At 49.5% G+C, this 14,223-nt stretch carries 12 protein-coding genes; all 12 read right to left on the bottom strand.

Translation table 11 applies throughout. The features are described 5' to 3' along the window. The gene (locus tag DXA36_RS12215; protein WP_118679524.1) at positions 1-456 is read right to left on the bottom strand and encodes a prepilin peptidase; all 456 of its coding nucleotides are present in this window, start codon (positions 454-456) and stop codon (positions 1-3) included. Positions 457-468: 12 nt separating this feature from the next. Next, on the bottom strand, positions 469-1,074 hold the full coding sequence (locus tag DXA36_RS12210; protein ID WP_147366587.1) for a hypothetical protein: 606 nt from the start codon (positions 1,072-1,074) through the stop codon (positions 469-471). 224 nt (positions 1,075-1,298) lie between these two features. Further along, a complete protein-coding gene (locus DXA36_RS12205) occupies positions 1,299-2,738 on the bottom strand; it encodes a DUF5702 domain-containing protein (protein ID WP_118679520.1) in 1,440 nt (479 codons plus the stop codon). Between the two features lie 16 nt (positions 2,739-2,754). Then, positions 2,755-2,967, bottom strand: a complete 213-nt coding sequence (locus tag DXA36_RS33850) for a Flp1 family type IVb pilin (RefSeq protein ID WP_118679644.1) — start codon at positions 2,965-2,967, stop codon at positions 2,755-2,757. Positions 2,968-3,013: 46 nt separating this feature from the next. After that, positions 3,014-4,489 carry a type II secretion system F family protein gene (locus DXA36_RS12195; protein WP_118679518.1) on the bottom strand — a complete coding sequence of 492 codons (1,476 nt, stop codon included), beginning with the start codon at positions 4,487-4,489 and terminating at the stop codon, positions 3,014-3,016. 3 nt (positions 4,490-4,492) lie between these two features. Continuing rightward, the gene (locus tag DXA36_RS12190) at positions 4,493-5,305 is read right to left on the bottom strand and encodes a type II secretion system F family protein (protein ID WP_118679516.1); all 813 of its coding nucleotides are present in this window, start codon (positions 5,303-5,305) and stop codon (positions 4,493-4,495) included. After that, the gene (locus DXA36_RS12185) at positions 5,265-6,500 is read right to left on the bottom strand and encodes a CpaF family protein (RefSeq protein WP_118679642.1); all 1,236 of its coding nucleotides are present in this window, start codon (positions 6,498-6,500) and stop codon (positions 5,265-5,267) included. The genes DXA36_RS12190 and DXA36_RS12185 overlap by 41 nt, the downstream gene beginning before the upstream one ends. Positions 6,501-6,520: 20 nt before the next feature. Further along, a complete protein-coding gene (locus DXA36_RS12180) occupies positions 6,521-7,546 on the bottom strand; it encodes a hypothetical protein (protein ID WP_118679514.1) in 1,026 nt (341 codons plus the stop codon). Positions 7,547-7,924: 378 nt separating this feature from the next. Continuing rightward, a complete protein-coding gene (locus DXA36_RS12175) occupies positions 7,925-9,214 on the bottom strand; it encodes a glycoside hydrolase family 125 protein (protein WP_118679512.1) in 1,290 nt (429 codons plus the stop codon). Positions 9,215-9,304: 90 nt separating this feature from the next. Next, complete coding sequence (locus DXA36_RS12170) at positions 9,305-10,420, bottom strand: GntR family transcriptional regulator (protein WP_118679510.1); 1,116 nt, start codon at positions 10,418-10,420, stop codon at positions 9,305-9,307. Positions 10,421-10,508: 88 nt separating this feature from the next. Continuing rightward, entirely contained in the window at positions 10,509-11,708 is a 1,200-nt protein-coding gene (locus tag DXA36_RS12165) for a glycoside hydrolase family 76 protein (protein ID WP_118679508.1), read from the bottom strand. Between the two features lie 40 nt (positions 11,709-11,748). Then, on the bottom strand, positions 11,749-14,217 hold the full coding sequence (locus DXA36_RS12160) for a glycoside hydrolase family 38 C-terminal domain-containing protein (RefSeq protein ID WP_118679506.1): 2,469 nt from the start codon (positions 14,215-14,217) through the stop codon (positions 11,749-11,751). Positions 14,218-14,223: the final 6 nt, after the last annotated feature.

Genomic DNA, 14,223 nt, shown 5'->3' with positions numbered 1-14,223 from the left:
TCACTTATCCACAGAGACGCCGAAAACGGCTTCTATTATCCACACCAATACAACCGCTGCCAGGAAAAACGGGGCAAAAGGGATCCGGGTATCCCGGTTTCCTTTTCGGCTGATCAGCAGTCCTGCTGCCAAAAGGAATGTGAGCAGACAGGCTGCCATAATTTCAGCGGTACATCTCTGCCATTGCTGCAGAAGTCCTGCCGGCAGTACCATAAGCCCATCGGCTGTCCCAAGCTTCCCTTCCGTAATATAGCTGTAAAACAGCATCATACAACCGGGCAGAAGCCCTGCCGGCAGGGCGAGCCAGCCGGCCTGTCCGGATACTTTCAGAATTCCCCAGTAGAGGGCACCTAAAAGGATACCTGTATATAAAAGCCAGCCGGGTATTTTTTTCAGTTTCAAGTCATAACAGCTGCAGATTCCAAGGAAACTGCATAGAATGATATTTTCCGCCATAAATCTCCTTTCTTATCCGCATCTGGAGCAGGGCGGCCTGCCGCCTGCTTCCGATAAGGGGATGCTGATAACGGTTCTTTTCAGACCGCTGCATGTGATGGTATTGTGGTATCTGGATCCTTCTCCTGTAACGTATACGAAGCTGCTGCCGTCACCTCCGCATTTTTCACAGGGATAGTATTTTCCTCCCGACTCATTGCGCAGCTGCCCCACCTCATCCCGCCCTGCAAGTTCCACAGAAAGTGTCAGATGGGTACAGTTTCTTTCCCTGTGGTAGACCGTACCGTTTTCCGTAATATATACGATCTCCTCCTGTTCTTCCGTCTCTGTTTTTCTCTCCACATCATAGCCTGTCCATGCCCTCATATAGCAGCAGCTTACAATCGTGGTTCCGGGATAAGCCAAAATAGGAACCACAGGCTTTACCCGGGCCGGACGTACCAGCTGTATCATCTCATCCGGCGCTCCGGTTGTATAAGCCAGCATGGACAGCTGGCGTCCCTGCTGGTGCAGCGTCTCGAGATTCTGTGCAAAGGTATGGAAAAACAGGTTCATGGATAGAATGTTTACCATAAAAAACAGAAAGAGAGGGACGGCCAGGGATGCTTCCACGGTCATGGAACCCGGATAATTCCTGCATAAGCTGCCGTCCTGACAGGGGGCGGGCAGGGACACCCCCTTTGCCGGATGCTTGAGGGGATATGTAAATGTGTGAAGTTTTTTATATGTGTGAGGAAAATGCGTTCGGAAGTACATGACCTTTCTGTTGTATTGTTTATTGTTTCTTTTTACATGGCATCCGTACAAAAGGGGCATCCCTGCTCACCTCCTCTCCCTTCTTATTATTCATAGCCATAGCTTCTTGCAATGCTGTACCGGTAACCATAACCGCTGGATACCTCCGCCTCAGCACGCATCCCGTCTATGCATCCGTCTATGCGGAAACAGATATTTCCTTTTGTCTGTCTGATATCCGCTTCCATAACATCCATTAATCTGCCTGTTATCTTTTCCTGCGTTTCCAAAAACAAAAACGCCTGCAGGTAATCTTCGTAGCCAAGCCCGGACTGCCCTCCCGGATATTCGGACAAATGTCCGCGGAAGGTCAGAAGCTGGCTGAACGGCGTATGCCAGGTGGACCCATCCTTTATGACCGGCACCTTTTCACCGTCAAAGAGCATCCGCATATCCTTCACGCTTTCCGCATACCCCCAGGCGAACAGAATCAGCTGCGTAACCGCTTCTTCCAGTTCCGGCAGTCCCAGCAGTGCGGTAATCAGGAGGGCCGTGCTTCTCGCTTCGCTCTGTTTTCCCCCGTCGCTGTACAGATATGCCATATTGGCTGCTTCCCTTACCAAAAGGAGTTTATTGGCGGTTCCACGCAGATTATCCAGATCATTGTCTTTTCCCTGAAGCAGGTATTCCACCTGATAAGTAAAGGCGGAATCTTCTTTCGGTTCCCTGTAATTCCCGCATTTTTCCATAATGTATCGAATAAAAATACAGGTATCCGCCACACTGGAAGGTGTCTGCACCCCCGGCCTCAATCCGGTACCTTCCAGCGTACCGTTACGATGGGTATACAGGTTGTTGACCGGGAGAGAGGCTGCGGATAAGGAGGCGCTGTTTTCTACGGCAAGACGCAGGATTCCTTCCTGTCTGGCCTGGTTCACCACATCCGAAGGCAGCTCCAGATTCTGCCCCTCCCACCCCTCTTCTTCCTGCTGCTCTTTTCTGCGTATGGCGTCCTTCACCTGTGTTTCCGTTTCCAGACGCCTTTGCTCCACATCACTTTCCAAAAATCCTCCGGACTGGATTATCCCTGCATTCACCGCCGCCTGCTCCAGGAAACTCAGCCCCCATTTATCCTTCATATACGCGATGGCCTGCGCTTTTAATACCGCGCCCTTTTCATCCGATGCCACGGACGCCTGCTGCAGCTGTACGCTTCCGGCGGTTAAGGCGGTCAAATCCTTTCCCACCGGAAGGGTAAAAACCTCAAAGGGGCGGAAATTCATATTCATATAGCTTCTTATGTGTTCTTCCGTATTGGAAAAGGACGGCGCTTTTCCTCCATAGGACATATCAATAAAAAACAGATCATATTGCTCCAGCATTTCCCTGTGGTATTCTGCCAGGGCCGAATCCATGGCCATATCCATGACACATTCCGTCTGGGTACGGATCGTATGCATCCTCACGCCTTCTGTAACCGTCAGCAGCAGGGACAGCAAAATCCCGGTGACCAGGGAAAGATAAACCGTAATATATCCGTTTCGCACCCCATATCTCCTCTTCTTAAATACTGCCGGCCTGGGAGGTTATTTTCCCGAAGATAGAATTTACCAGAGCTGTCAGCTGGTTCTTAAAAATAATAACGAGCCCTATCAGAACGAGAATGATCAGAATCACCTCTACCGTTCCCATACCTTCCTCTCCCTTCAGAATTTCCCTGATACGTTTTTTTACCTTCGCAGCCCCGTTTACCGTCTGCCAATATATATTTTTCATACATTCCTCCATTCTGCCTCCCGGCATGGTTCTAATCTGTTTCTGTTTACATACCTGCAAAGGAAAAGCAGGCCGGCACCATAATAAGTACCATTACCACCACAAGCATCATCATCATGGGGAGAAGCAGTCTGGTACCCGCTTTTTCCCCCGCTTCCCTGGCATTTCTCTTACGTTCCTCAAATGCATGCTCCGACTCCTGCTGCAGGGCATCCAGAAGTCCTGCTGCACCTTTTTTCAGATTCTGGCTAAGCAGCGCGCTGCATTTACGGTACTGTGTCAAACGGCAACGCTGCCCGAAATGTTCATAAGCCTGCGTCTCAGTAATTCCGCTCTCCATTTCCCGGCACACCAGCATTAATTCTTCATATACATAGACCACGCCGCCACCCGCTTTCTTATTTCTGTAATCGGAAGCCATCCGCATAAAAGCGCTTCTGACCGGAAGTCCTGCCCCCATGAGCAGGACCAGCTTGCTGACAAATTCCGGATAGGACAAAAGCAGCTGCTCTTCCCGATCCTTTCTTTTCTTTTTCAAATCCTTGTCCTGGAACCGGTACAGAAAACCTCCTGCAGCGAAAAATAACAGAAACAGCAGCATACTGTTGTCCTTAATCTTTTCCCTCCAAAGGACAGGCCTTTTTTCCACCTGTTTGGGAAGTACAAACCCTTCCTTTGTCCGGGAGGCCTCTTCCTTTTCCGTAACCGCGTCCTTCAAAAGCTTTCGGAACCGTTCTTCCTCCGTCAGCCGGGGCGGGCATACACGAACGGAAAAGGACTCCTCCCACCGTTCTTCATAGCAGGTAAGGACTGCACAAAGCTCCACCACTTCCCCGCTTTCTTCCACATCTTCATTCCGCACCTTTCCATCGCTCTGGATCCTCTCATAATTCTCACATTCCCAGGTTATCTGAAAAGGGTATCCGGGAAGAGAAGAAGGGAAATACAGATCTCCGGTAACCTCATCCAGACTCACGTTCTCTCCGGCAACCTCCTCATACAGGATTTCCTTCAGGCCGGGCAGCATATCTTCCAGCTGTTTCCGGGTATATTCCCTTTCCTGTACATCTATCGTGATTTCTTCCTTCCGTTTATCTTCCTGTGCTTCCAGGGTTACCTGGCGCATACCTCCTCCGTAAGAATTCCGGTACAGGATCCCTGCGTCTGACAGGCTTTTGTCCATTTGGGAAGAAAGGGAAAACGCGGCGGCAAGAAAGGTACCGGCTGTTACAAGAAACAGAAAGGTGCTCACCTTTTCCGCCGTATATATGCGCATCCGCTCCTGTGTATCCCATGGATACAGAATCTCCATGTCCTCCTGGATACGGGGGTTCCCTTCCGGCCATTTCCCTCTCTTCCTTCCTTTTATTTGTTTTTCATAACAAGTACAGAGCCAAACCGCCGGCCGGTAAAAGATACGGACAACAACCGGCGCATCGGCATCCGCATCCGCTTTTGTATGGCGGCCGGCCAGAAATAGCACAAGAATTCCCGCCAGCACTGCCGCATAGATCACCCACATAATTCAAACCTCGATTTCTATCATCTTTTTTGCTATTTGTAAAGCGGCAAGATATACTGCCAGACAGCCGGTCATAATGAGAATGCCGGCAGTATTGAAATAAAGACAGTCGAAAAAACCTCTGGAAGTCAGTTGGAGATAAGCCATAATGAGAAAGGGAACCATGTTCATAATCCGCTGCTCATAACGCCTGGATGAAAGAAGGGTCCGTATCTCTCTCTTTACTTCGATCTTTTCCCCGGTTATAGCAGCGCTGCGGCGTATGATAGCATTCAGATTTCCTCCCGACCGCTTGGCAATGGCAAAAATCTGTGCAAAATCCTCCATGTCCGCCTCGCCGCTTCTTCTTCCCAGATCCGCAAGCAGGATTTCCAGGGGCACATGGTTTTGCAGTCCCTTTTTCAGATAGCGTATTTCTTTTGCCATGAGGCTGTCGGTCCCATACAGCCGCTCCATATCCTTGCCTGCTTCCAGAAAAGCATTTTCAATGGAATAACCTGCCTGAAGCCCCGCCGCCACTGAAAGGATGGCATCCTTGAACTGATCCGCCAGCTCCTGTCGTTGTCTTCGTATCAAATCCTTCTCCGCCTCCCTGAAAGAAAACAGAACGACCGGAGACAGAGGCAGCATAGCCCAGAAGGAATGATAGAAAAACCAGGAAAGAAGTGCCGCGGCACCGATTCCCTTGGCTCCGTACAGCAGAATTTCCTTCCTGCAAAACGGATATCTGCCGTAATCCGGGGCATGCTCCTTTTCCTGTTGGGCCCCTTTCCTGCTATGCCAGGGAAATCCCTGCCATTTTAAGCTTATCTGCATGGCGCAGTTCCTCCTTTCTTATCAGCCTTCCCTTTACCTTATTTCCGGCGGCTCCCCCTTCCTCCTCAAAGGTATATAACGGGGAAAGAGTTATTTCTCCGTCTTCAAAACCGGTAACCTCCGCGATTTCCAATACCTTCCTGGTCTTGTCCCGCAGCCTTCCCAAATGGACAATCACGTCCACCCCGGAAGCGATTTGTCTGCGTATGGCGGGAAGCGGCAGCTCTACTCCCATCAGCATCATGGTTTCCAGACGCATTAGCATATCCCTGGCACTGTTGGCATGCCCTGTGGACATGGAGCCGTCATGCCCGCAGTTTAAGGCGCTCCCAATCAGATCCACCGCCTCCTGGCCCCTCACCTCTCCCACGATAATCCGGTCCGGCCGCATACGTAAGGATGTCTTGATCAGGTCCCTGATGGCAATGGGTTTACAGCCTTCCACATTGGCATTCCTGGTCTCCATACGCACCAGATTGGGGATTCCCCGGATCTGCAGTTCAGCGCTGTCCTCAATGGTAATCAGCCTTTCGTCGGACGGGATAAAACCCGCAAGGGCATTGAGAAACGTGGTTTTCCCGCTTCCTGTCCCTCCGCTGATAAAAATGTTGTACCGGGCTTTAACCAGCTTCTCCAGAAAATGGCAGGCCTCTTTACTGAGGGATCCCATTGCCAGCAGTTCCTTCATTCCTATGGGTTCGTCCGGGAACCGGCGGATAGTGACCACAGGGCCGTTCAGGGCGATAGGCCCCAGCACCACATTAACCCGGGAACCGTTCTCCAGCCTGGCATCCACGATAGGGGAAGTTTCGTTCACCACCCGGTTACAGCCCGCCACGATTTGCTGGATTACATCCTGGAGCTTTTCCCGGGATTCAAATCCACAGGGCCATGGAAACAGCCTTCCTGCCCGCTCCACAAAAATCCCTTCCAGGCCGTTTATCATAATTTCCGTTACCTGGCTGTCGTCAATCAGCTCCTGCAGCACATCCAGGCCGCGTATGGCATAAAAAAGTTCCTTTCCCAGCCTTGCTCTTTCGTATACATTCAGCTTTCCGCCGAATTCCCTGGCACGCAGCCTGTCCGCTATGGCATCCCGGATATCCTCATCCGACATCTCCCGGGAAAAGTCCATATGCTCCAGAAGTTCTCTGCGGATATCCTGCTTGGTCTCCAGATATTTTCCCTGTTCCATAAGCTTCCCTCCTTTTGATTTCACGCATCCTTCCAATCCTCCCGTATTATCTCCTGTACAAGTGCCGCCAGTTCCCCATGGGTGAGGTTTTCCAGGCCCGCCGGCAGCTGCCGGAACAGCGGAAGCCGGAATTTTCTTGTTTTTTCCAGAATCTCCTCGCAGTCCAGACAGCGGAGAAGTTCTTCATATTGTTCCTGTTTGGCAGCTGCAAACCCATCCTCCCTGGTGATGGTATACACTCTGGTACAAAGCCTCAGGATGTCAAACAGTCCCTGGACGGCTTCCGTCAAATCAAGAAGGACATACTCATAGAGGCCGGACATATCCAATTCCTCGAAAAGCCGCAGCCATTCCTCCGCTTCAATGCGCTGCAGATCCATGCAGGAAAACACCGGGGGGATATAGGCTAGGCCGTTTACCCTCTGTACCATGCCCTCCAGCCGGTAAGGAAACCTGTCGTCCCCGTTGTGGAGAAAATAAATCAAATCCGACAGATCCGTACTGAATTCCTGCTGCAGCATACGGGCCAGTCCGGAATAGCTTTCAAAATTCAAATAAAGTACTTTGTGTCTGCGGGCCAGAAGCTGGCCCAAAGTGAAAGAAAATGTGGTTTGAAGACACCGGCTTACCGGCGTATAGATTCCGATAAAGTGAACGTTTCCGCTTTTATCCCCGGATGCTGCGGGGGGAAGGATTCCCGCATCAGCAGCTATTTCCATGATTTTACGTACAATGTTATCCATAGACTGGTATTTATTTATCCGTTCCAGTCCCGGGGGCGCTTCTCCCTCTTCCTCCAGAAGCAGGAGGCGGGCCGTTTTCCAGGAATCCTCCTCCCAGTCCAGCGCCTCCTGATACACCTCCTGTGTCAGCAGAAGGAAGGCAACCCGGTTCTTACCGCAAAATTCTTCTAATGCCCGTGGATTTGTAAATACCTGCACCTCAAAGGGAAAACCGTCTCTGCCCGACAGCTGCCCCAGATAATCCGTGAGATGGCAGGTAAATCCCTGCTCGGTATCGCAAACTGCCAATATATTTTTTTTCAACTACACCTCCCGGCAGAAAACCAAAATCCGTAATGCGCAAGGGATACTCCGGCAACTGCCTGATCAATTAATAATGGGAATTCATAAGTGAAATGCGCTTCTGCCGCATGGGCGGAATGCGAAAAATCAAGAAATGCTGAGGCCTCAGCTAAAAGGAATTGTGAGAATGCAATAACAATACTGCTGTCAGAATGCAGCTGTTTGTGATTGGTAAAATGAAGTATAAATCATGTGTTTTAATTTGTCCAGACCGTTTTGCCAAATAAAATATTTTTGTTGCTTTTACACAAACTGCTCCGGAAAAACTGTGTACAAAAACAGGAAACACCTGGAAAACACTGGTTTTCCAGGTGTCAAACAAACGGTCTCCAGGCTTGCTTATTTAACTTCTCCTTCCCAAAACCCCTGTTCCATCAACGTCACGAGAAGCTCCCCGAAAAGGCTGTTGGCCCAGGCAAACCACGGCCTTGTAAAGTCTTCCGGTTCATCCGGATGAAACGATTCGTGCATGTAATTGGTACCGGCATGGGTATGGGCCAGCATTTCCAGACAGTTCCTGATCTCCGTTTTATCTGTTGATGTCAACGCCTGCATGATAATGCCGATATGCCAGACGTATCCCTCCGGCGTATGGGGGCTTCCCATTCCCGCCGCCCTGCTTCCGGCATAATAATAGGGGTTATCCTCCGAAAGAAGAAAGCGTCTTGTATTCTGATACAGACTGTCTTCCCTGCTGCAGTAACCCAGATAAGGCATGGCAAGAAGGCTGGGTGAATTGGCGTCATCCATCAGGTTATAATTGCCGAAGCCATCCGTTTCATAGGCATATATCCGGCCGTATTTATGATGATCCACCACGCCATAATCCATGATGCCGTCTCTGATTTCTTCCGCCAGCGCCTTACAGCGGTCTGCCAGTTCCCCATCCTCATAAACGTCCCTGCAGATTTCCTCCGCATACCCCAATGCGGCTGCCGCCATCATATTGGACGGAATCAGGTATCCGAATTTACAGCAGTCATCCGACGGACGGAAACCGGACCAGGTCATACCCGTAATATTGACAGGCCTGCCCTTTCCGCCGGCGGGTAGCGTATCTGTTTTCACACAATCATGTCTGGTAAAATAGTATTTTGAACGGCTGTGATCCTGTTCTGTGATAAAGGTTTCCAGAATACAACCTATCATTTTCTTATAAACCGGTGTGAAAATGCTGGTTACCGCCGTCGCTTTCCAATACGCATATCCGAGATACAGCGGCGCGCAAAGGGAATCCACCTCATATTTCCGTTCCCACACCTGGTCATTATTTTCCGTTTCATCCTTATGCCCGGAACCGTCGGCTCTCTCATTAAATGCATTCGCATAAGGATCCAGGCAGACAAATTCCGCCTGTTTTGCAATGACTCCCTCAAGGATTTCCCCAAGCTCCCTGTCCTTTGCCGCATACTTTACATATGGTTTCACCTGGGCCGCCGAATCCCGCAGCCACATAGCGGGAATATCCCCTGTGATTACAAAATAGCTTCCGTCCTCCAGTTGTTTGACCGTGGTTTCTATGGTATTCAGAAAACACCGGGCCGCCAAAGGAGCCAGCGGTTTATAATGGACGTTATAATACTCTTCCAGCTCTTTTGCCTTATTTACAAGTATTGAAGGGATTTTCATAGCACTCCTTATCCGCGCATTTCTTAAGACGGTGTACAGGCCTTCCCTGCCATCGTCCCCTGCCGCGCCTAACGTAATTGTTTATTTATTTCAATCGTACCCGTTTTCCGTAGCCTCAATGATTTGATAGGGTACAAGAACCGTTTTAGGTTCCTTTGCACCGTTCAGGGCATCCGCCAGCAGCCGGACACTGGTGTGTCCAATCGTATCCTCGTCCTGGCGCACATGGGTGAACATGCTTTCCTGAATAATGTTGTCACTGCTGTCAAAACAGACGACCGGACATTTTTTGTGCATTTTCATTTGATACAGACAACGGTATATAATCCGCGCAATGCTGTATTCCACGGCAAAAAAGGCCTCAACCTCCGGATGGCTTTCCACATACTTTGTAATCCGGCGCATATCCCGTTCCAGGTTTTCCTCAGAACGGGTACTTGGCAGGGTAGCCTTTAAATCCGTTATCCATAACGATTCGTCCGCAATCATTCCCTGTTCGCGGAAAGCCATGGTCAGGCCATTCTGGCGGTCCACAAGAGTGGGGGTCTCTCTGGAAGCCGGCATTGCAAAGCATATATTTTTATAGCCTTCATTCAGAAGATAGTTGGCCAGTTCTCTCGCCGCCGCTTCGTTATCCGTGCCTACAAAGGAAAGAGGTATTCCTTTCAGCTGCCTGTCAATGGTTACTATAGGGAACCGTTCCACCACAAGCTGCAATACTTTTGAATTATAATTTTCATCATGGACACACATGATGATAATGCCTTCCACACCGATTTGAAGCAAATCATCAATCGCCCTGGTTTCTTCTTCGATACTTCCATAAGAGCAGCGCAGAACCATACTGAAACCCTGGTTTTTGCATTCCATTTCCAGACTTCCCAGCAAGCGGCAGCCGAAACTCGGCCCGAAGCCATCCAGAATTACTCCAATCAGACGCCCGGGTGTTTTCCCTTTATCCTCTGCCTCCTGTATTTCCTTCGCCAGCACCGCTCCCGATACAAAAGAACCTTTTCCTGCCATCCGGATGATTTTGCCTTCCTCAGCCAGCATATCCAGTGCTTTTTTGCTTGTTATCCTGCTGACACAGTACTTTTCGGACAATTCTTTCTCCGACGGCAGCCTGTCTCCTTTTTTACAGGTTCCGTTAGCAATGCTCTCTGAAATATCCTTGTATATCTGTTCATAAAGCGGTAATTGTTTCATGGGATTCCCTCCTGCTCATTAAATGATATATCATTTAATTCATATTAACATTTGATCATATCATTTTCAATTGCTTTCGGGAATCTTTTTAAGGATTTGCCTGATTTGACGCAGACCCTTCATAATCTGCCGGCGGCAGGCAGTTCCACAGCTGTGAAACCGCGGCGGAGCAGCCCCATGCGGTATAGAAGGTATCCTGCGTTTGATCCGCCCACCTGGTCCACATAATACCGCTGCTGTTTCTGTTCCTCCATGCCGTCTGCGCGTTTTTCTCCATCCATTCAAGATATTGGGTCTGGCCGCCTTCATAGACCAGCTTGCCAAGCCATCTCGCCAGTATTCCCTTAAAGCCCGGCAGATCATTTCCCTCATCCTCCGTATTCATAACGCCGGCTTCATACATGACATCCCTGGTATAATCCGCCGCTTTTACCGAATTATCCAGATATTTTTCTTCCCCCGTTATCTGATACAAATAAAGGCCGGCGCCGATAAAGGTTCCCTGGTTATAGGTAGAGCACCATTGATTGATTCCGTTTTCCAAATCATAGGCGTCATAAACGGCTCCGTCTTCCCCCACCAGGTTTTCACACTGCCACTCGTATATGCTGACCGCTTTTTCCAGATAATCCGGCTCCCCCGTAATCTGGTACAAGAGACATGCGGCTATTGCGGCGGGACCGTTGATACACGAATTTTTTGTTTTATTATCCGTCCTCCAGAACAGGCCTCCTCCTAAATCTTCACTCCATGCTCTCTCATATACCAGATTAAAATGTTTCACTGCCTGTTCTTTATAAACATCCTTTTCATCCGCCTGGTACGCCCTTGCACATGCTATCGTCATCCAGATAATATCATCGTTATATTCATTATCAGACCAGTCTTCCCCGTGATCCTTAACGAATCCCAGATACATCTGCTCTATCAAATCCCTGTATTGCGGACAGGAAGTTTTTTCCCAGGCATCCACAGCGATTTCCATGATTTCCGCCCGCGGCCAGAATTGTTCTCCCACGATAGCGCCGGCACCATCTTCAGACACGACATAAAACTTGGCAAGGAACTGATCCATCGCTGCAACAGCCGTATCCCTTCCAATCTGTTCCCTTCTCACTTCTTCCGGTAATCGTCTTTCCATCTTTTCCGCCATTTCCTCCTTCTGTCTTTTTTCTGACTTTCCAGCCGCGCCGTTCATACCCGCACAGCCGCAGACGGCTGCCGCCGCCAAGAGCAGACAGAAAACAGCAGCCAGCCCATGCAGAACAGAATTAATAATCTTTCTCATATCCGTTCCTCACCTTTATAATACATGACTTGCTTATCGATTAATCCAGCAAATCCGCTTCCGAAACCCTGCCTGTTTTTCCGTCCAGGAATAATGTCTTAATTTCAAAAGGATTGCATTCCAGGGTATATGCGGTTTCCCATGCAGGCAATTTCAGTTCTGCATAGCTCTTTTTTCCTGCCGCTTCGTATACACGGATAATATAGCCGTCCTTTGCCGATGCCTTTTTAAACGCGGACAAAATAACCGCCGGATTATCAATCGTAATAAGCTCCCCCCTCTTGTCTCCATTTCCTGACGGATTAAAGGCAAAGGCATAGGGTGCTTCGTTAAAAATCTGGGCTTTTCTGTCAAGGCTTTCCATAAGCTCCCGGGGTTTTCCCGCCTCTATGCAAAACCGGAAAATCCGTTCCCCCTGCTCCATCCTCACCGTATGCCTTTCCTCCCGCAGCGTGCGTTCAAAATTTCCGTCCGCCGCGCTGTAGCCTGCGCTTCTGAGAAGTGTAAGGCCAATATTACCGGCATGTATGCTGCTGCCGTGGGTTCCGCAATTAATGACTGCTAATGCCTTATCCTCATTTACAAATGCATTCCATTTCTGTGCTGTCACTTCCTGGTTTTCCTGCCGCAGCTTTTCCCTGGCGAACATCACCTGTCCCAGATAATCGCCGGACTCATATGCTGATTGGATATGTAATTTCAGGAAGGTATCCTTTTCATTCCAATATACCCCTGTTTCTATTTCAAACGCGGTACCTTTCTTCGGTAAAATGTAGCGCTGATATGCTTTTGACTCATGCCAGCCAAATAACGACTCCACCACGGTGCGGACAGGACCGTCCTCAATTACTTTTACCGAAGGTACCACCTTATCCGCCAGGCCGGAAAAAGCGCTCCCTTCATGAGGTGTAAGCAATGTCAGATTTCTTTCGCCGCAGCTTTCCGGCGTGCGCAGGCCCCATGAATTATAGGTATCATCATAAGCTGTCAGCTGAAAGCTTCCCGGCTTTATATATTCCTCTCCGTTTACCTGATAAGAATCCATCAGCCCGGTAGCCGTATTGATAACTGCACGCATGGACCCATTGTCAAATACATATTCTTTTTTTCCTGTAATCGGCTGGAATACCGGCCGTTTGGGAATGGTACGGAAACGGATATCGATCCGGTTCATGCAGGCAGGTTTTAATGTTGCCTCAATTACTACTTTCTTGCGCCAGTCTATACAAAAATGGCTGCTTTCCATCTCCCCCTGGGTAGCAACAGGCTCCCCGTTGCAGGAGCATTCCGGATAATAAAAGACATCCTCCCAGTTCTGCTTCGGAAGCCCTGCCTCAAAAGCGAACTGCCCGGTGATTTCATATGGATGGGGATTATAAAGAAAGACACAGGAGGTGCCGTCCGCAATTGCTTCCTCTCCGGCTGTCAGTGCGATCGCCGCCTTCATTTTTTCCCTGGACATAATCTCCAGACCGTGATCCAGCAGCCGCAGGGTATCTTCCTCCACGAGCTGCGTACCGGAACCCGGCAGGGCATCATGGAACTCGGCAAAAAGCAGATCCTTAACCGCCTCATGGACCGCCGTGTCCGGATACGGTTTCCCATACAAAAGAGAGGCCGCAGAAAACATTTTTTCTCCGCTGTAAATTTCATTCTCCAGAAGTCTGTGCTTCTGCTTCACCCGTATCTGGGAGGTATAGCAGCCCTCCGCCACCGGATTCAGCCCTCTCTCCACCAGAGGGAGTTCCTCAACCGATTCCCTGATTTCGCGGAAAAAGCTTTCCGTGTCGGAATGAAGGATGCTATATTCTTCTTTTCTTTCCTGAATCAGCTTCTCCAGGTCTTTCAGATCCTGTGCGGATGCCCCGCCGCCGTGATCTCCCACTCCCCAGAGAAACAGCGACACTTCCTCTTCCCTCGTATCATTCAGGAATTTCTCCAGTTCTTCCGCTGCATGCCCATGAACGGAATTGTAATTTTCATCCGATCTGTGTACGATTACTTCCGAACCGTTGAAGCCTTTCCAGCGGAAATTCTGGCTCTTAAAAGGAAAGTTATCCTTTGCCGGCCGGCAGACCACATAAGAATCATATCCCGCCTGGTTCAGAATCTGCACCAGTCCCCGGGAATGTCCAAAGGAATCAAAGTTTATTGCTGTTGTGGGACGTTTCCCGAATTCCTCCATAAAAAAACGCCTGCCTTCTGCAATATTCCGTATGATCGATTCACCGGACGGCATGTTGCAATCGGGCTGGAGATACCACCCGCCCATTATTTTCCAGCTTCCTTCCTTTTCCTTTTCTTTTATCCGCGCATAGAGATCCGGCTCGTTTTCCTTCACCCACTGATATAAAACAGCTTCATTGTGATTAAAAGTAAATCCAGGGAATTCATCGGTGAATCGTTCCGCCGTACGAAAGGTCGATAATGCCTCCGTACAGCCCTCCTCCCATCTCCACAGCCATACCGGATCCAGATGGGCGTTGCAAATCAAATGTATTTTTTTCATAGGGGT

Source organism: Eisenbergiella sp. OF01-20 (genome assembly GCF_003478085.1).
Classification (GTDB): Bacteria; Bacillota; Clostridia; order Lachnospirales; family Lachnospiraceae; genus Eisenbergiella.
This window is presented reverse-complemented; position numbering and strand designations above follow the sequence as displayed.